The sequence below is a fragment of the Streptomyces tyrfis genome, from assembly GCF_037034285.1.
Lineage (GTDB): Bacteria > Actinomycetota > Actinomycetes > Streptomycetales > Streptomycetaceae > Streptomyces.
Window position 1 is genome coordinate 190128 of record NZ_JBAGJZ010000006.1, and the last position, 18158, is coordinate 208285.

Sequence of the window (18158 nt, forward strand, 5' to 3'; positions counted from 1 at the left end):
CCTTCGTACGCATCGTTGCACTACGCGGCTGCCCGCGCCCGTGTGGCAGCGGGGAGGAGCGGCACGATGACCGTCGTAGCGAGCGACAGGATCGAGATGGCCGAGACGAGGGACGAGCGGGCTCTGGACTCCATGTTCGAGTGGCTCGACAAGATGCCCGTCCCCGAAGGATTCAAGGCCGAGATCGTCGGGGGAAACGTCTTCATGTCGCCGCGGCGGGACACCCGCTGGGACATCATCGCCGACCTGTTCGAGCAGCTGCGGGGCACGTATCCGCGCCGACGCCTGAAGTCCGACGTGCGCGTCGACTTTCCCGGGCATCTCAACGGCTTCGCAGCGGACGTACTGGCGCTGAGGGAGGACGCCCCGAAGGACGGCAAGGGGCACTGGCTGTTCGAAGGGGTCGAGTTCGTGGCCGAGGTGATCTCGAAGAACACCGCGCTGAACGACTACGGGCCCAAGAAGGACGCCTACGCCGCAGCCGGCGTTCCCGTCTACCTGATCGTCGATCCGTACAGCGGCGAGTGCCATGTCTTCCGGAACCCCGCGAACGGTGTGTACGGCCCCAAGCTGACCGTTCTGTTCGGTACGGACATCGACCTCACCGGCACCCCGGTGGGGCTCGTGCTCCGGACCGGGGACTTCCCCCGCGACTGACCCGCCCCCTCGCACACGTCGGCCCCGGCCGGTCCGCACCGGTCGGGGCCGTCCCGCGTGCGGGCCGCGGCCGGGGTCAGGCCGCCGCGGCCAGCTTCTCGCGGGGGACGAAGCGGATGTGCGGGCGGCCGGGGCGCAGGTCGACCCGGATGCGGAAGCCGCCGACCCGGGTCAGCATGACGCCGACGCCGATCGCCGCCGCCAGGGAGAGCACGCCGCCGACCGCCATGCCCGTGCGGACCCCGTAGGCGTCGCTGACCCAGCCGACGATCGGGGCGCCCACCGGCGTGCCGCCGGCGAAGACCATCATGTACAGGCTCATGACCCGGCCGCGCATCTCCGGGTCGGCGGCCATCTGCACGCTCGTGTTGGCGCTGATGTTGGTCGTCAGGCCCATCATGCCGATGGGGACCAGCAGCAGCGAGAAGAGCCAGACGTACGGCGACATGGAGGCGAGGATCTCCAGCACGCCGAACACGGTGCCCGCGGCCACCAGCATCCGCAGCCGGGTGGAGCGGCGGCGGGCGGCGAGCAGGGCGCCCGCGAGGGAGCCGGCCGCCATGAGGATGTTGAAGAACGAGTACATCCCGGCGCCGCCGTGGAAGATCTCGTCGGCGAAGGCGGTGAGCCAGATCGGGAAGTTGAACCCGAACGTGCCGACGAAGCCGACCAGCACGATCGGCCAGATCAGCTCGGGGCGGTGGGAGACGTAGCGCAGGCCCTCGCGCAGCTGGCCCTTGGCGCGGGGGACGACGGTGACCTTGTGCAGTTCGCTCGGCCGCATGAGCAGCAGGCCGATGAGCGGGGCGGCGAAGGACAGGCCGTTGAACATGAAGGCCCAGCCGCTGCCGACGGTGGTGATCAGGACACCGGCGACGGCGGGGCCGATGAGGCGGGCGGACTGGAAGTTCGCCGAGTTCAGGCTGACCGCGTTGCGCAGCTGGGCGGGGCCGACCATCTCGGAGACGAACGACTGGCGGGCCGGGTTGTCGACGACCGTCACCAGGCCCAGCAGGAAGGCGATCAGATAGACGTGCCACACCTGGACGACACCGGAGAGCGTGAGCACCGCGAGGGCGACTCCGCACAGGCCCAGCGCCGACTGGCTGATGAGGAGGAGCTTCCGCTTCGGCACGCGGTCGGCTATGACGCCGCCGTACAGGCCGAAGAGGAGCAACGGGAGGAACTGGAGGGCCGTGGTGATGCCGACGGCGGCGGCGGACCCGGTGAGGCTCAGGACGAGCCAGTCCTGCGTGATGCGGGACATCCAGGTACCGGTGTTGGAGATCACCGCGCCTGTGGCGAACAGGCGGTAGTTGCGGATTCTCAGCGACGAGAAGGTCCCGCCGCGCGTGCTCTCGTGGGTGGAAGTCGGTGCGGGGGCGGAGTCTGCTCCGGGTCCCGTACTCAAAGGGGTTCGCCTCCTCGAGCGTATGCGGTCGGCTGACTGACGGGGCGCGGCGGTGCGGGCGGCAGGCGGGCCGTGGTCCGCCGCGCCGTCCGCATCGCTACAGGTGGGCGAGCTTCTCCAGCACGGGCGCCGCCTTGCGCAGCGTCTCCCACTCGTCCTCGTCCAGGCCCTCGGCCAGGGACGTCAGCCAGGCGTTCCGCTTGGCGCGGCTCTCCTCGAGCATGGCTTCCGCCCGCTCGGTCTGGCTGACCATCTTCTGGCGACGGTCATCGGGGTGCGGTTCCAGTCTGACCAGCCCCTTCGACTCCAGCAGCGCGACGATGCGAGTCATCGACGGGGGCTGCACGTGCTCCTTGCGGGCCAGCTCACCGGGGGTGGCCGAACCGCAGCGGGCCAGTGTGCCCAGTACCGACATCTCGGTGGGGCTCAGGGACTCGTCGACGCGCTGGTGCTTGAGGCGCCGGCCGAGCAGCATCACGGCGGAGCGGAGAGAGCTCACGGCGGCCGCACTGTCGCCGTCGTGGATCAGGTCAGGCATGTTTATTAGCGTAACTCATTACCTACCCTAAAGACCATTCGTGTGACGCGGGCGAGGCCGGATCGCCCAATCGCTCACCCGAACGAGTGAGTCGGATCCGGAAAGTAACGCGAATCGGCCTGCCGGGCCGTAACCCTGCTTGCCATGGGATCGACTGTGCTGAGCCTGCGGATAGACGGTGAGCTGCTCGACCGGCTCCGGCAGCACGCCGCCAGACGCGGGATGAGCGTCCAGGACTACGTCGTCCAGACGCTCGTCCGTGACGACTTCGACCAGCGCTTCAAGGCGGCCGTCGACGAGACGGAGAAGTTCTACGGGGCGGAGGGGGCCGCGGGGATCGGCGCCGAGGGGTTCCCCGGGGGCCCGGAGGGCGCGTGACGCCCGGGGACGCGGAACGGGTCGGGGACGCGGAAGAGGCCGGGAAGCGGAAGAAGCCGAGGACGCGGAACGGGCCCGGGGCCTAGGCCCCGGGCCCGTTCGTCACGGTTCCGCCGCTCAGGTGAGGCCGAGGGCCGGCATCGCGTAGTAGAAGACGAAGACCGCCGAGACCAGGTACATCGCCACCGGCACCTCGCGCCAGCGTCCGGCCGCCACCCGCATCGCGGTGAAGGAGATGAAGCCGATGCCGATGCCGTTGGTGATCGAGTACGTGAACGGCATCATCACCATGGCCAGGAAGGCCGGGATGGAGAGCGTGTAGTCGCTCCAGTCGATGTCCCGGACCGCGCCCGAGATGATCAGGAAGCCGACCGCCACCAGCGCCGGGGTGGCCGCCTGGGACGGGACCATGGTCGCCAGCGGGGTCACGAAGAGCGCCCCCGTGAACAGCAGACCCGTCACGACGCTGGCCAGGCCGGTGCGGGCGCCCTCGCCGACGCCCGCCGTGGACTCCACGAAACAGGTCGAGGCGGAGGAGGAGGTCCCGCCGCCCGCGGCGACCGCGATGCCGTCGATGAACAGCACCTTGTTGATGCCCGGGAAGTTGCCCTTCTCGTCGGTCAGCTTCGCCTCGTCGCCGACGCCGAGGATGGTGCCCATCGCGTCGAAGAAGCAGGAGAGCAGCACGGTGAAGACGAACAGGATGCCGGTGAGGATGCCCACTCGGTGGAAGCCGCCGAACAGATTGGCCTCGCCGAGCAGCCCGAAGTCCGGAGCCGCGACGGGATTGCCCGGCCACTCCGGAGCGGTCAGCCCCCACGCCTCGCTCGGCAGGCCCGCGACCGCGTTGACGATCAGCGCCACGACCGTCATCACGACGATGGAGATCAGGATCGCGCCCGGCACCTTGCGGACGAGCAGCGCCAGGGTCAGCAGCACGCCGACGACGAAGATCAGTACGGGCCAGCCGTTGAGGTGGCCGTCGCCGCCCAGCTGGAGCGGGACGGTGGTCTCCGCCTTGTCGGGGATGCGGGAGACGAAGCCCGAGTCGACCAGGCCGATCAGCAGGATGAACAGGCCGATGCCGATCGCGATGCCCTTGCGGAGCGATCCCGGCACCGCGTGCATCACGCGTTCCCGCAGCCCGGTCGCGACCAGCAGCATGACCACGATGCCCGCGATCACCACCATGCCCATCGCCTCGGGCCAGGTCATCCTGGGGGCCAGCTGGAGCGCGACGACGGTGTTGACGCCGAGGCCGGCCGCCAGCGCGATCGGCACGTTGCCGATGACGCCCATGAGGAGCGTGGAGAACGCCGCCGTCAGCACGGTCGCGGTGACCAGCTGCCCATGGCTGAGGTAGTTCTCGTTGATGTCCTTCGCGCTGCCGAGAATGATCGGATTCAGCACGATGATGTACGCCATCGCAAAGAACGTGGCGAATCCGCCGCGGATCTCACGTGCGACCGACGACCCCCGCTCGGAGATCTTGAAGTAGCGGTTCAGTCGGCCCGGCGGCTGGGGAGCCGGTGACTGCGCGGAATCGACCGGAGCGGTGGCCGAGGGGGACATGTATGACCTCAGTCGTACGTAGAGGGGGATTAAAAGTGGTCAGCCTTGGACTTTCACACGAATAATTCGAGTCAGCCGTAAGCAGATTCAGTATGAATACATAAACCGAAGATCGCTATCTCCGCGCGTAGACCCATGGGGCGCCTGCCCCGTCGGCCATGCGCCCTCCGCCGATCGCCTGGATTCGTGAGGGCGGGGCCGGGCTCCGCGACGGCGGGCCGGGGTCCCCCGATGGTGTGACAGGGTCCCCATACACTGAGGCCATGGCGAAGTGGACACCGAAGCACGAGGCGCCCGAGCCCCTGGAGGGGCCCGTCGTCGCGACCATCACCGGCGGCACGATCCTCTGGTTCGTCCTCTTCGTGGTCCAGCTCCCGTTCTACGGCTGGTTCGACGACCACGGGCACCTGTGGTGGCTGTGGACCTGCCTGGCCGGTGCGGGTCTAGGCCTGATCGGCATCTGGTACGTGCGCAAGCGGGACGCGGCGATCAAGCGCGCGGAGGCCGCCCGGGCGACCGGCGCCTCCGGCGCGCGGGTGTGACGCTCCGGCCGCGAACGCGAGCCCGGGAAGCGCAAGACCGGGAAACGCGAGAGGCAGGGGCGGGGGTCACGGGCGCGGACCAGGGGCCGGGCCCGAGGACCCGGTGGTCACAGACGTCCCTCCGGTCTCTCCCGTACCACCACAGGACCATTCCCCCTCCTCCCCCGGTCTGATCTTCGGACCCCCGATGGGTGATTCGGGCTATACACCCGTACCGTCGGAACCATGACGCAGCGGGCACCCCATTCCTCCGGCGAGCAGATCCCCGGCACCTCCGGCTCCGACGGCGGCACCGGGCCGGCCATGATCGACGCCGGCGCCGAGCTCGACCCGGTCCATCCGGTGGATCTGCCGGCCCCGCCCGCGAACACCCGCGGGCTGACGGCGGCCGAGGTCGCCGAGCGGATCGCGCGCGGCGAGGTCAACGACGTGCCGGTCCGTTCGTCCCGGTCGGTCCGTGAGATCGTCCGCGCCAACGTCTTCACCCGGTTCAACCTGATCATCGGCGTGCTCTGGCTGATCATGCTGTTCGTGGCGCCGATCCAGGACAGCCTCTTCGGCTTCGTGATCATCGCCAACACCGGCATCGGCATCATCCAGGAGTGGCGGGCCAAGAAGACCCTGGACAGCCTCGCGGTCATCGGGGAGGCCAAGCCCACGGTGCGCCGCGACGGGGTGTCGGCCGAGATCTCCACCTCGGAGATCGTCCTGGGCGACCTCGTCGAGCTGAGTCCCGGCGACAAGGTGGTGGTGGACGGCGCGGTCGTCGAGGCCGACGGCCTGGAGATCGACGAGTCGCTGCTGACCGGCGAGGCCGACCCGGTCCTGAAGCGGCCCGGCGACACCGTGATGTCCGGCAGCTTCGTCGTGGCGGGCGGCGGCTCCTTCGCCGCGACCAAGGTCGGGCGGGAGGCCTACGCCGCGCAGCTCGCGGAGGAGGCGTCCCGCTTCACCCTCGTCCAGTCCGAGCTGCGCACCGGCATCTCCACCATCCTCAAGTACGTCACCTGGATGATGGTGCCGACCGCGATCGGGCTGGTCGTCAGCCAGCTGGTCGCCCAGGACAACAACATCAAGGACTCCATCGCCCGGACCGTCGGCGGCATCGTCCCGATGATCCCGGAGGGCCTGGTGCTGCTCACCTCGGTCGCGTTCGCGATCGGCGTCGTGCGGCTCGGCCGCAAGCAGTGCCTGGTGCAGGAGCTGCCCGCCATCGAGGGCCTGGCCCGGGTCGACGTGGTCTGCCTGGACAAGACCGGCACCCTCACCGAGGGCGGCATGGACGTCACCGAGGTGCGGATGCTGGGCGACGCCCAGGACGCGTACGTCCGCCGCGTGCTCGGGGCCCTCGGCGCGTCCGACCCGCGGCCCAACGCCAGCCTCCAGGCCATCGTCGACGCGTACCCGGACGGGGAGGAGTGGCGGTGCACGCAGACGCTGCCGTTCTCCTCCGCGCGCAAGTACAGCGGCGCCGCGTTCGACGAGGGCGGCGGCCGGACCTCCACCTGGCTGCTCGGCGCCCCCGACGTGCTGCTGCCCGAGCGGGACCCGGCGCTGGACGAGATCGAGCAGCTCAACCAGCAGGGGCTGCGGGTGCTGCTGCTCGCGAAGGCCCGGGGCGAGCTCCAGGGCCCGGACGCCGCCACCGGCGCAGTGCCGAGCGCGCTGGTGGTGCTGGAGCAGCGGCTGCGGCCGGACGCCGAGGAGACGCTGGCCTACTTCGCGGACCAGAACGTCGCCGCGAAGGTCATCTCCGGCGACAACGCGGTCTCCGTCGGCGCGGTCGCCGGGAAGCTGGGCCTGCCGGGCGCCGAGAACACCCTGGACGCGCGCCGGATGCCCACCGACCCGGACGACATGGCCACGGCCATGGAGCAGAACGCGGTCTTCGGCCGGGTCACCCCGCAGCAGAAGCGGGACATGGTCGCCGCCCTCCAGTCCCGCGGCCACACCGTCGCGATGACCGGCGACGGCGTCAACGACGTGCTGGCGCTGAAGGACGCCGACATCGGCGTGTCCATGGGCTCGGGCTCCGAGGCGACCCGGGCCGTCGCCCAGATCGTGCTGCTGAACAACAGCTTCGCGACGCTGCCGTCCGTCGTCGCGGAGGGCCGCCGGGTGATCGGCAACATCACCCGGGTCGCCACCCTGTTCCTGACCAAGACCGTCTACTCGGTGCTGCTGGCGATCCTGGTGGTCTGCTCCCAGGTCGACTACCCGTTCCTGCCGCGTCACCTGACCCTGCTGTCGACGCTGACGATCGGCGTGCCGGCGTTCTTCCTGGCCCTGGCCCCCAACAAGGAACGCGCCCATCCGCACTTCGTGCGCCGGGTCATGCGGTACGCGATCCCCTCGGGCGTCATCGCGGGCGTCGCGACCTTCGTGACGTACCTGATCGCCCGGCACCACTACACCGGCGCGGACGCGCTGGACGCGGAGACCAGCGCCGCGACGCTGACCCTGTTCCTGGTCTCGATGTGGGTCCTGGCGATCATCGCCCGCCCGTACACCTGGTGGCGGATCTGCCTGGTGGCGGCGATGGGGCTGGCGTTCCTGGTGGTGCTGGTGGTGCCGTGGCTCCAGGAGTTCTTCGCGCTGAAGCTGGTGGGGACGATGATGCCGTGGACGGCGGTGGGCATCGCGGTGGTGGCTGCGGCCGTCCTGGAGCTCGTCTGGCGGCTGATCGGCCGCCGCTTCCCGGCCTAGGGGGCCCCTAGAGCCCGCTCCTCGCGCTGCCGTTCCCTCAGCCGCCTGCCGTGCGCCACGCGCGTACGGCAGGCGGCGGCGTATACGGGCACGGCGGCCTGTACGGGCACGTACGGGAACGCGCACGGGCCGTGCCCGGGAGGACGGAGACCGTCCCCCGGGCACGGCCCGAAGTGTGTCGCGGCAGTGGGACGGGCCCTGGGGCCTGTCCTAGCGCACGGCGACGTAGTCGCCCGCGGCGTTGATCGCCGGGGTGGTGGAGGTGCCGGCGAAGCTGTAGCGCCAGTAGCCGGAGGCCGACGCCTTGACCGTGGTCTTCAGGTTGCCGGTGCTGTTGGTCTTGATGGTCTTGACCGTGGTGTAGGTCTTGCTGTTCTTCTTGCGGAACTGGAGCTTCACCGGCTGGCCGGCGTAGCCCTGGTACTTGAAGGTCTCCCAGTTGGCCCGCGAGAGCTTGCCCTTGACCGTGAGGGTCTTGCCCTTCTTGACCGGCTCGGGCGCGGCGTCGACCGTCAGCTTGGACGCCCGCTGCACGCGCACGGTGCTGTAGGAGGTGTTGAAGGCCTCGTCGGTCAGGTTGCCCGCGAGCGCGGCGGGGGCGACGCGCCAGGCACCGGCCAGGGCGTTCTTCCAGAGGTCTTCGCCGGGACGGATCTTGAAGGTCAGCTTGCACGTCGAGGTCGTCGCGTTGACCTTGGTGCACTTGGCCGTGTCCTCGACCGGCAGGACAGCGCCGTCCGCCTTCTCCAGGGTCTTGCCGTGCCACAGGAAGGCATAGGCGTCGACGACACCGGAGGGGTGCGAGGCGGTGATCGAGATGGAGACGGTCTTGGCCGCGGTGCCCAGGACGATGCTCTTGCCGCCGTTGACGACGACCTTGGAGATGACGGGCTCCGGCGACTCGGCCTTGAGGGCGAAGGCCGCAGCCCTCGGCGCGTCCTTCGGGGCGGCGTCGAAGATCTCGGCGGCCGACGTCGGGAGATGCGGCAGGTTCGCGGAGTCCTCCGCGTGGGCGGCCGGGACGGCCAGAGCGGACAGGGCCAGGGCGCCGGAGACGGCGGCCACGGTGGCACGAATACGCATGTGTTTCCCCAGTGGAGAAAGGCCCCGCGGGCACGTGGTGCGGCCCGGGCGGGGCTCGTTCGTCTGTGAGCCTGATGACTCGACAGAACAGACCTGTGAAGGTTGTGAAGGGTTGTATGACGAACGGAGAATTTCTCACGAAACGCGTTTGCCCACCGCCGCCGCCCGCCCCGGCCGGACACCCGGCCGGAGGTCTCTCACGCCAGGTCTCCGCGACCACCGCTCCGGGCCCGGGCCCGGGACCGGGACCGGGACCGGGACCGGGACCGGCCCCACTCCGAACGGTCCGGCCCCACTCCGAACGGTCCGGCCCTACTCCGAACGGTCCGGCCCCGCGCCCGGGGCCGCGCCCCACGCACGCCCCTCCGCGCCTCAGTCGAACCAGCGGTCCCGGGCCAGTTCCCCGGTCCGGGTCGGGTCCTCCAGCAGCGCCGCGACCTCGAAGCGGCGCGGCCACTGCCCCGCCGCCCAGGCCAGGCCCGCCGCGACGCCTTCGAGCGTGGCTGCGTGCACGGCGCCGTCGGGGGTGCGGCGCCAGTCCAGCTCGACGCCGCCCGCGCGCAGTTCGGCGTGCTCCAGGTAGGTGTCCGGTGTGCCGGGGCCCAGCAGGGTCCGTACCGCCTCCGGTACGCGGTGCTCCTCGCCGTCCGTGGTCACCTCCGCCTCGACGCTCTCGCCGAGCCGCCGCACCTGGAGGAGCTCGGCCAGATCGGCGGCGCGCGCCGGGGCGACCGGGAGCAGCGGCAGTCCGGCGGCCAGCGGCAGCAGGTCCGGGGCGTCCGCGATCACGGCGTCCGCCGCGTCGACGACCCGCGTCCCGCCGTCGACGACGGCCCGCAGCGCGTCGGGCAGCGTGACCTGTTCGGGGTCGAGGCCGGCCAGTGCCGTGTACAGCGCGTGCAGTTGGACGGGGTCGACCGCGCGGTCCTCGTCCGCGAGCCGGGCGAGGAGTTCGGCGGCGCCGCCGGGCTCGTCGAGGAGCGCGGCCACGGACGTGCGTACGCCGAGGGCGCGCAGCACCTGCGCGTCGTCGAAGCCGGTCGCGTCGACGGAGTCGTACAGCCCGGCGAGCCGCGGGTCGCCGGAGGCGGCGCGCAGACCGGCCGGGCGGCGGCCGTCGAGCACCGGGTGGTCGCGCAGCCACCAGGCGGTGTAGGGGCGGACGGACCGCGTGGTGCCGTCGGGCAGCAGCACCCGCACCGGCTGGGTCAGCGCGTCCCGCAGCGGCGGCCGGGCGAGCATCGCGAGCGCCTGCGGCCAGGCGTCGTCGTCGACCAGGTCCAGGTCGCGGACGGCGACGAGCTCGGTGGCGACCGGCGGCACCGGCATCCGCCCGTCACCCGACCACCACCCCTCGTCGTCACCGCCGCGCGGCGGCAGATTCAGTTCCAGCCGGTCGAGCACGTCCTCGCACCACACGTCCACGGCGTCCAGCAGCCCGGCGTCGTCGGGTTCCGCGAAGTCGCCCTCGCGGGGCTCCAGTTCGTCCGGGTCCAGCACCACGTCGGTGGCCCGCACCAGGGCGAAGGTCGCGAGCACCCCGCAGGCGGTGAGCGGCTGTTCGCCCCAGCGGTCGGCCAGCTCCTGGTCGCAGAGGGCGAGTTCGCCCTCGCGCATGATCGCGGCGAACGGGCTGCCGGGCAGCACGAGTTCACCGGCGGGGGCGATCTCGCCGTCCTCGTCGGGCAGCGCGAGCGCGCCGAGCCAGGGCTCGTCGCCGGGGGCGAGTTCGGCGTCGCGCACCAGGGTGAGGACGATCTCGGTGATCTCGTCGGCGGTCAGGGCGTCCTCGTCCCAGATCTCGCCCTCGTCCAGCGATCCGGCGACGGCGGCCCGCACCTGAGGGGTCGTCAGCACCGCGCGCGGACCGGCGGGCAGGGCGCCGAGCTTCTCCAGCAGCGGGTGGACGGCGTCCGGGTGCGCGACCTTCAGCCCGAGCCGGGCGAGCCGCTCCAGGACCGGCCCGGTGAGCCCGTCGGGGAGCGGCAGCAGGACCTGGCGGGGGCCGATGGCGGTGCGGGGCGCGGCCGGGACCTCCTCGTCCCGGGCCCGCTCCGTGCCGGCGAGCGGCACGGGCAGGCCGGAGAGGCGGTCCGGGTCGACGCCGGAGAGGCTGTCGTACAGCCGCCGCCACCAGCCGGGGTCGCGTTCCAGACCGGCGAGCCGGTCGATGGCCTCGGTCAGCGGCACGCGGGCGACGCCCAGGGTGCGCAGCTCGCTGCGGCGTTCCACCCCGGCGGGCAGCAGGCACGGCAGGACCTCGGCGAGCACGCGCACGGTCTCGGCGCCGGCGCCCTCCAGGACCTCGGCCTCGATGGGGCGCAGCGCGGCGGCGGACGCCTCGCGGATGCCGTCGCCCCCGGCGTTCCAGGCGTCCCACCGCTCCCCGTCGGCGGCCGTGTCCGCGGCGCCGGTCGCGTCCGCGCCGCCGCCCCCGGCTGTTGCGGCCGGGTCCGTGCCGGTCGCGGACCGGCGCGGGGTGGCGGGTTCCAGGAACGCGACGCGGGGCAGCCGCTGGAGGATCGCGCCGCGCAGGGCTCCGTCCAGTTCGCCCTTGCCGAGCGGTCCGGGCACGAGGTCGATGGTGTCGATGGACACCGGCCGCCAGTCGGCGAGCAGTTCGGCGTAGGCGTCGGCCGCGCGCTGCACCAGGAAGTCGGTGAGCGGTCCCGGGGCGGGGTGGCGGCGGGTGGTGTCGAGCGGCAGCGACGCGATGAGCAGCGCGGGGATGCCGAGCGGTTCGTCGGTGGGGGTCGGGGCGTGGACGACGGGGGCGGTGCGGGGGCGCACCGGGGCGCCCTCGGCGTCGACCGGGACGGCCCAGGTGACCGCCCAGTGCGGGCGCAGCCGCTCCTCGCGGGGGCGGTCGGCGAGCAGGGCCGCCTCGACGGGGCCGTGGTGGGTGACGGTGCGCCAGCGGTGCGTGCCGTGCGCGGAGTCCTCGATGTGGGTGTACGGGCCGCGCCGGGCGCGCCGCAGGGTCCGCACGGTGTCCGGGGTCTCGATGACGATCTCGTCGAGGCCGCGCAGGGTGAGCAGCAGCGCGTCGTCGACCGCGGCGAGCAGCCGGACGACGAGGTCCTCGGCGCCGCCGTCGCGCAGCGGGAGGACGACGACGGTGTCGTAGCCGTCGGGCGCGGCGCCCTCGGCGGGCAGCGGCAGCCGCAGCAGGGGTACGTGGCCGTCGCGGCGGCGCAGCTCGTCGCCGAGGCCGGGGCTGGCGGTGGCGGCGTCGGCGGCCAGGTCGCGGGCCTCGGCGAGGGACCAGCGGACGCCGCCGTACCGGCCGATCACGGCGGGCTCGTCGCTCACCGCGAGCACCGCGGCGAACCCGACGCCGAACCGGCCGACGGCGCCTTCGTGGCCCTCGCGCTTGGCGGAGGCGCGCAGGGTGGAGAGCGATTCCACGCCGGTCGCGTCGAGCGGGGCGCCGGTGTTGGCGGCGGCGAGCACGGCGGGGGCGTCCGCGGTCGCGGGGTGCAGGGTGAGGCGGAGCCGGCCGGGGACGTCCGCGCGGGCGGCGGCGTCGGCGGCGTTCTGGGCGAGTTCGACGACGAGCCGGTCGCGGTAGCCGCCGAGCGCGAGTTCCTCCTCGGCGTTGGCGTCCTCGCGGAACCGGGCGGGGCCGGCGCCCCAGGCGTCGAGCACGCCGCGTCGCAGCCGCGCGGTGCCGAACGGGTCGGCCCCCTCCGTCGCATTGATGCTCACGCTCTGACTCCGCTCTTTCCGGTTAAGCGTCCCGTGCCGCCAAGTGTGCGCCCGAAGGTACCGGGTCCACTCGCCGGGCGGGCACGCCCGGCCGCGCGGTGAGCGGTACGTGACCTTCGGCACACGGCGAGGAACGCGCGGTGTCGTGCCGCGCGCACCGCGCGCACTGCCTACGGGAAGGAATGCGGAGCTCCACGCCGCCCCCGGCAGAGGCGTTCGGCGCCCCGGCCCGGGGACTGCCACGCACCGGTGAATCATCCGGCGCCACTGCACCACGCACAGTGAGACATCCGACGCTCCTGTCACACACCGTGAGGCATCCGGCATCCGCCGCCCCGCGCAGTGAGGTGTCCGGCATCCGCCGCCCCGCGCGACGAGGCGTCCGGGGCGCGTCCGAGGCGTCGCGGGGCCCGGCCCGCCGCCCCTCCCACGGGCGACCGGGGGCATCGACGCAGGGCGGCCGGGGGATTCGGCGCGGGCCCGTCAGGAGTGGCCGAGATCCTCCGTGGGCTCGTCCGGTTCCGCCGGGACCGACCCGGAGTCGCGGGCCGGACGCAGCGGGTACTCGTCCACCCGCATCGTGTCCAGGGCGTGCGGCGCGGGCTTCGGCGGCTTCGGCATGACCGCCGCCTCGGAGTGCCCGCCGCATCCGTACGACAGGGACACCACATGCCCGTCCGCCGGCCCGAACTCGTTGGCGCACACCCCGAAGGCCTGCCGCAGCGAGCCCGCCAGCGGCACCAGGAACGCGCAGGTGACGCAGGTCGCCGGGGCGGCCTGGGCCATGGGCGTCCGCGCGCCGAACGCCTCGTCCCAGCGGTCGGCCGCCGTGTGCAGCCCGTAGCGGGACAGCACCCGCGCCCGCCGCATGCCGAGCTCCTCCGCGAGGGCCGCGACCGCGCCCCGGCTGGTCGTGGCGGGACGCGTCGTCAGCTCCGCGTCCTCCGTGTCGACCAGGTCGGCCATCTCCCGCGAGACCTCGGAGACCGCCGAGTTCGGCGGCGGCTCGTCCTCGCCGGTGTAGCCGGGCTCCAGGCGCAGGTCGTCCGACTCGGTGGGCAGCAGGTCGCCCGGGCCCATGTCGCCGGGGCGCAGGCGCTCGCTCCACGGCACCCACTCCGGGGCGAGAAGGGCGTCGCCGCCGGGCAGCAGAACCGTCTCGTCAAGGGTGACCTTCTTCGCCCGGGACGCCCGGGCGACGGTCACCGCCCAGCGCCAGCCCCGGTAGCCGGGCTCCCGGCACTCGAAGAAGTGTGTGACGACCCGGTCCCCCTCGGAGACCACGCCCGTGTGCTCGCCGACGACCCCCGGAGCGGCCGCCTCCTCGGCCGCCGCGCGGGCGAGGTCCACCGCCTCGGCGCACAGGCGGTCGGGAGCAGGGGTACGGGCCGTACGGCTTCGCGTCGTCGCAGCACTCACAGGTCTCGCTTCTCTCCTACGCCAGTCTCACGGGCGCGCCTGCTCATCCATCGATTTCGGCCATGACGGGTGGAGGCGGAGCGGACCTGGGGGCCGCGTCGACGTCCACACCCGCCGTGCCTGCCTCGGGCGTGCCTTCTGCTATCCATTCTGCGGGATCGCCGAGAGGCGCGCGGCCGAGAACAACCGCCGGTGGCGCGCTACGCACGCTACCCCCTTCGTCGTCCCCCGCCCACCTGCCCGTCCCGAACCGCGGACGTGCGGCCCGGCGCCGGGCCGGAGCACGGTACGGAACCGGCCACTGGCCCGACAGGGCGGAGTGCGCCCGCGCCCCGGACCGGTCCCGGTTCGCGATCCCTCCCACTGGGGCACTATGACGGCGTGACGTCCGCCCGGTCGCACCAGGATCCCGGCCCCCTCCGCAGGGCGGGCCGGGCGGCCGGCCGTGCCCTGCGCGCCCCTTTCACCGGCGCCGCCCGGGGCATCCGGCGCGCGACGCACGCGCACGGCGCCGGGGAGTCCGGCCTCGGCAAGCTGATCGAGCTGCACGCGGTGAACGGCGCGGGCGACGTGATGATCACGGTGGCGCTGGCCTCGACCGTGTTCTTCTCCGTGCCGACGGACGAGGCCCGCGGCCGGGTCGCGCTCTACCTCGCCGTCACCCTGGCCCCCTTCGCCCTGCTCGCGCCCGTGGTCGGGCCGCTGCTGGACCGGCTGCCGCACGGCCGCCGCGCCGCGATGGCGGGGGCGATGCTGGCCCGGGCGGTGCTGGCGCTCGCCATGTCGGGCGCGGTCGCCACCGGCGGCCTGGAGCTGTATCCGGCGGCGCTGGGCGTGCTGGTCTGCTCGAAGGCGTACGGGGTGGTGCGCAGCGCGGTCGTGCCCCGGCTGCTGCCGCCCCGTATCTCGCTGGTGAAGGCGAACGCCCGGGTCACCCTCGCCGGGCTGCTGGCGACCGGGGTCGCCGCCCCGGTCGGGGCCGGGCTCCAGTTCCTCGGGCCCGCCTGGCCGCTGTACGGGGCGTGTCTGGTCTTCCTCGGGGGCACGGTGCTCGCCTTCACGCTGCCCGGGGCGGTCGACTCCGCGAAGGGCGAGCGGAAGGCCCGGCTGGCGCCGCCGTACGGAGTGCTGCCGCCGCGCCCCCTGGCGCAGCGGGCCGCCGGGCGCTGGGGCCGGGGGCGGCGGGGCCGGGAGCGGAACGGCGAGCGGCGGCCCGGGCTGCGGTCCGTCGGCCCATCCGTGCTGAACGGCCTCCAGGCCAACGCCACGCACCGCGCGCTCTCCGGCTTCCTCATCTTCTTCCTCGCGTTCCTGCTGCGCGATCAGCCGCTCGCCGGGCAGAACGCCGCCGTCTCGCTCGGCGTCGTCGGGGTGGCGGCCGGGATCGGCAACGCGCTGGGCACGGCGGCCGGGTCCTGGCTGCGGGCCCGCGGCCCGGAGCTGATCGTCGCCTCGATGCTGGCCCTGGCCCTGGGGGGCGCGGTGCTCGCCGCGCTGTTCTTCAGCACCGTCACGGTCGCCGTGCTGAGCGCCGCGGCGGGCTTCACCCAGGCCCTGTCGAAGCTGTCGCTGGACGCGATGATCCAGCGGGACGTGCCCGAGGAGGTGCGGACCTCCGCGTTCGCCCGGTCCGAGACGGCGCTCCAGATGGCGTGGGTGGTGGGCGGCGGCATCGGCATCGCCCTGCCCCTCAACGGCGTACTGGGAATGTCGGTCGCCGCGGGGGTCCTCGCCCTCGGCGCGGCCACGTCCGTACGGGGGCTGCTGAGCGCCGCGCGACGCGGCTCGCCGCACCCCCGCGTGGCGTGAACGGGAGCGACCGATAGCCTTCGGCTCATGACCGTTGCGTTCTTCTCCGGTAAGGGCCGTCGAATCGGCGTCGCTCTTGGTGCCGTCTCCGCGGGACTCCTCGTCCTCTCCGCCTGCGACAAGCCGACGCCGCTCGCGACCGTAACGGTCGGCGGCAACTCGGTGAGCTCCGAGGCGGCCTGCTACAACGACGGCAAGCCCCTCAAGACGTCCGAGATCAAGAGCTGCCTCAACAAGAAGGCGGAGAAGACCGTCGAGGTCGCGATGGACGACAAGGTCCGTTTCGGCGTCGACCCGGAGATCGCCGACCACGGCTGGACGCTGTTCATCAACGGCCAGCAGGCCGAGCAGGAGCCGTACAAGAAGACCTACCGCTCCATCCCGGGCAGCGCCTTCTTCTCCAGCCAGACCGGCGAGACCGCGAACAGCACGCAGGTCAGCATCGTGGAGACGCAGGGCAAGAACCTCACGGGCATCTGGCACTTCGAGCTCAAGAAGTCCTCCTGACCTCCTGACCCTCCGGTGACCGCGGGGCCGGCCGCCCCGCGCGCCGGCGCCCGCCCGCTCACCCGCTCGCCCCTGATGACCTCTGCCCCCTGACCCCTGCCCCCTGACCCCTGACCCCGAAAAGGTCCCTTCCCGTGCGTGTGCTCGTCGTGACCGCCGTCCCGGCAGAACGGGACGCGGTCACGCGTGCGTTCGGGGACGGGCCGGGGGCGGTGCGCACGGTGCCCGGCGCCGAGGTGCACCGGGTGGACGTCCCCGGGCCCGGCGGCCCGGGCGGCTCCTTCGTCGACGTGCTGGCGGGCGGGGCGGGACCGGCCGCGGCGGCCGCCGCGACGGCCTTCGGCCTCGCCGCCGGCTCCGGCTCGGGACCGGCCTCCACGCCGTACGACCTGGTGGTCTCGGCCGGGATCGGCGGCGGCTTCGCGCCCGTCGCCCCGGTCGGCTCGCTCGTCGTCGCGAGCGGGATCGTCGCCGCGGACCTGGGCGCGCAGACCCCGGACGGCTTCCTGCCGGTCACCGCGCTGGGCTTCGGCCGCGACCGGCATGTGCCGCCCGCGTCGCTGGTCCGGGAGACGGCCGCCGCGACCGGCGCGCACCGCGGCGAGATCCTCACCGTCTCCACCGTGACGGGCGACGCGGAACGCGCCGCCGCCCTGCGCGCCGCGCACCCGCGGGCCGCCGCCGAGGCCATGGAGGGCTTCGGCGTCGCCGAGGCCGCCGACCGGGCCGGCGTGCCGGTGCTGGAAATCCGGGCGGTGTCGAACGCCGTCGGCCCGCGCGACCGCGACGCCTGGCGCATCGGGGACGCGCTGGCCGCGCTCACCGGGGCGTTCGGGAAGCTCGTCCCCGTACTGGAAGGTTGGACCCGCCATGACCGAGACCACGTCTGAACCGCGCCGCTCCCCTCGTTCCCCGCTGAGCATCGCCTACTCGCCGTGCCCGAACGACACCTTCGTCTTCGACGCCTGGGCGCACGGAAGGGTCCCCGGCGCGCCCGCCCTCGACGTCGCCTTCGCGGACATCGACATCACCAACGGCATGGCCGAGCGCGGCGAGGGCGATGTCCTGAAGGTCTCGTACGCGGTGCTGCCCTATGTGCTGGACACGTACGCGCTGCTGCCGTGCGGCGGGGCGCTGGGGCGGGGCTGCGGGCCGCTGGTGCTCACCAGGGAGCCGGGCACGGATCTGACCGGGCGCACGGTCGCGGTGCCGAGCGAGCGCTCCACCGCGTATCTGCTGTTCCGGCTCTGGGCGGCGGACGTGGTGCCGGGCGGGGTCGGCGAGATCGTCGTCATGCCGTTCGACGAGATCATGCCCGCGGTGCGCGACGGCAAGGTCGACGCGGGTCTGGTCATCCACGAGGCCCGGTTCACGTACCGGAACTACGGGCTGCACAACCTCGCGGACATGGGCCGGCACTGGGAGGAGACCACCGGGCTGCCGATCCCGCTCGGCGCGATCATCGCGAAGCGGTCGCTGGGCGCGGACACGCTGAAGCTGCTGGCCGAGTCGGCGCGCGCCTCGGTGCGGATGGCCTGGGACGACCCGGAGGCGTCCCGGCCGTATGTGCTGGAGCACGCCCAGGAGATGGACCCGGCCGTGGCGGACCAGCACATCGGGCTGTACGTCAACGAGTTCACGGCCGACCTCGGCGAGGACGGCTACGCGGCGGTCCGCGGGCTGCTGACCCGCGCGGCGGCCGAGGGACTCGTGCCGCCGCTCGGCCCGGACGCGCTGTCCTTCGTCTGAGGCCCGCGACCCGGAACCGGCCGCTGGCGCGTCACGCGGGCGGCCCCGCCGGCGGACTCTCCGGCGGCGGTTCTCCGGC

Annotated in this window: 14 protein-coding genes; 8 read left to right on the top strand and 6 right to left on the bottom strand. The window is 73.1% G+C overall.

The genetic code is table 11. The annotated features are described in order from the left end of the window. Window positions 1-66 precede the first annotated feature (66 nt). Window positions 67-657: a Uma2 family endonuclease gene (locus tag WA762_RS07080; protein ID WP_335933831.1), complete on the top strand. Its 591-nt coding sequence runs from the start codon at window positions 67-69 to the stop codon at window positions 655-657. Between the two features lie 76 nt (window positions 658-733). Here the strand turns inward: WA762_RS07080 and WA762_RS07085 are convergent, their stop codons facing one another. Beyond that, the gene (locus WA762_RS07085; protein WP_335933833.1) at window positions 734-2068 is read right to left on the bottom strand and encodes an MFS transporter; all 1335 of its coding nucleotides are present in this window, start codon (window positions 2066-2068) and stop codon (window positions 734-736) included. Window positions 2069-2165: 97 nt separating this feature from the next. Beyond that, window positions 2166-2606, bottom strand: coding sequence for a MarR family winged helix-turn-helix transcriptional regulator (locus WA762_RS07090; protein WP_335933835.1), 441 nt, complete (start codon window positions 2604-2606; stop codon window positions 2166-2168). 144 nt (window positions 2607-2750) lie between these two features. Here WA762_RS07090 and WA762_RS07095 point away from each other — a divergent pair, with 144 nt between their 5' ends. Continuing rightward, entirely contained in the window at window positions 2751-2984 is a 234-nt protein-coding gene (locus WA762_RS07095) for a ribbon-helix-helix protein, CopG family (protein ID WP_335933837.1), read from the top strand. A gap of 117 nt (window positions 2985-3101) precedes the next feature. Here the strand turns inward: WA762_RS07095 and WA762_RS07100 are convergent, their stop codons facing one another. Beyond that, the gene (locus tag WA762_RS07100; RefSeq protein WP_335933839.1) at window positions 3102-4556 is read right to left on the bottom strand and encodes an NCS2 family permease; all 1455 of its coding nucleotides are present in this window, start codon (window positions 4554-4556) and stop codon (window positions 3102-3104) included. 263 nt (window positions 4557-4819) lie between these two features. Here WA762_RS07100 and WA762_RS07105 point away from each other — a divergent pair, with 263 nt between their 5' ends. Then, window positions 4820-5098, top strand: coding sequence for a DUF2530 domain-containing protein (locus tag WA762_RS07105; RefSeq protein WP_335933841.1), 279 nt, complete (start codon window positions 4820-4822; stop codon window positions 5096-5098). Window positions 5099-5323: 225 nt separating this feature from the next. After that, a complete protein-coding gene (locus tag WA762_RS07110) occupies window positions 5324-7804 on the top strand; it encodes an HAD-IC family P-type ATPase (protein WP_335933843.1) in 2481 nt (826 codons plus the stop codon). Window positions 7805-8014: 210 nt separating this feature from the next. Here the strand turns inward: WA762_RS07110 and WA762_RS07115 are convergent, their stop codons facing one another. From WA762_RS07115 to WA762_RS07125, 3 genes are all read right to left on the bottom strand, one after another. Continuing rightward, complete coding sequence (locus WA762_RS07115) at window positions 8015-8887, bottom strand: DUF5707 domain-containing protein (protein WP_335933844.1); 873 nt, start codon at window positions 8885-8887, stop codon at window positions 8015-8017. Window positions 8888-9259: 372 nt separating this feature from the next. Next, window positions 9260-12595 carry a sacsin N-terminal ATP-binding-like domain-containing protein gene (locus tag WA762_RS07120; protein WP_335933845.1) on the bottom strand — a complete coding sequence of 1112 codons (3336 nt, stop codon included), beginning with the start codon at window positions 12593-12595 and terminating at the stop codon, window positions 9260-9262. Window positions 12596-13078: 483 nt separating this feature from the next. Further along, window positions 13079-14014 carry a DUF3027 domain-containing protein gene (locus tag WA762_RS07125; protein ID WP_335933846.1) on the bottom strand — a complete coding sequence of 312 codons (936 nt, stop codon included), beginning with the start codon at window positions 14012-14014 and terminating at the stop codon, window positions 13079-13081. Window positions 14015-14395: 381 nt separating this feature from the next. Here WA762_RS07125 and WA762_RS07130 point away from each other — a divergent pair, with 381 nt between their 5' ends. From WA762_RS07130 to WA762_RS07145, 4 genes are all read left to right on the top strand, one after another. Beyond that, window positions 14396-15823: an MFS transporter gene (locus WA762_RS07130; protein WP_335933847.1), complete on the top strand. Its 1428-nt coding sequence runs from the start codon at window positions 14396-14398 to the stop codon at window positions 15821-15823. 27 nt (window positions 15824-15850) lie between these two features. Further along, the gene (locus WA762_RS07135; RefSeq protein ID WP_335933849.1) at window positions 15851-16330 is read left to right on the top strand and encodes a DUF2771 domain-containing protein; all 480 of its coding nucleotides are present in this window, start codon (window positions 15851-15853) and stop codon (window positions 16328-16330) included. A 134-nt stretch (window positions 16331-16464) separates the two neighbouring features. Continuing rightward, the gene (locus WA762_RS07140; protein ID WP_335933851.1) at window positions 16465-17220 is read left to right on the top strand and encodes a futalosine hydrolase; all 756 of its coding nucleotides are present in this window, start codon (window positions 16465-16467) and stop codon (window positions 17218-17220) included. Further along, window positions 17201-18079 carry a 1,4-dihydroxy-6-naphthoate synthase gene (locus WA762_RS07145; RefSeq protein WP_335933852.1) on the top strand — a complete coding sequence of 293 codons (879 nt, stop codon included), beginning with the start codon at window positions 17201-17203 and terminating at the stop codon, window positions 18077-18079. The genes WA762_RS07140 and WA762_RS07145 overlap by 20 nt, the downstream gene beginning before the upstream one ends. Window positions 18080-18158: the final 79 nt, after the last annotated feature.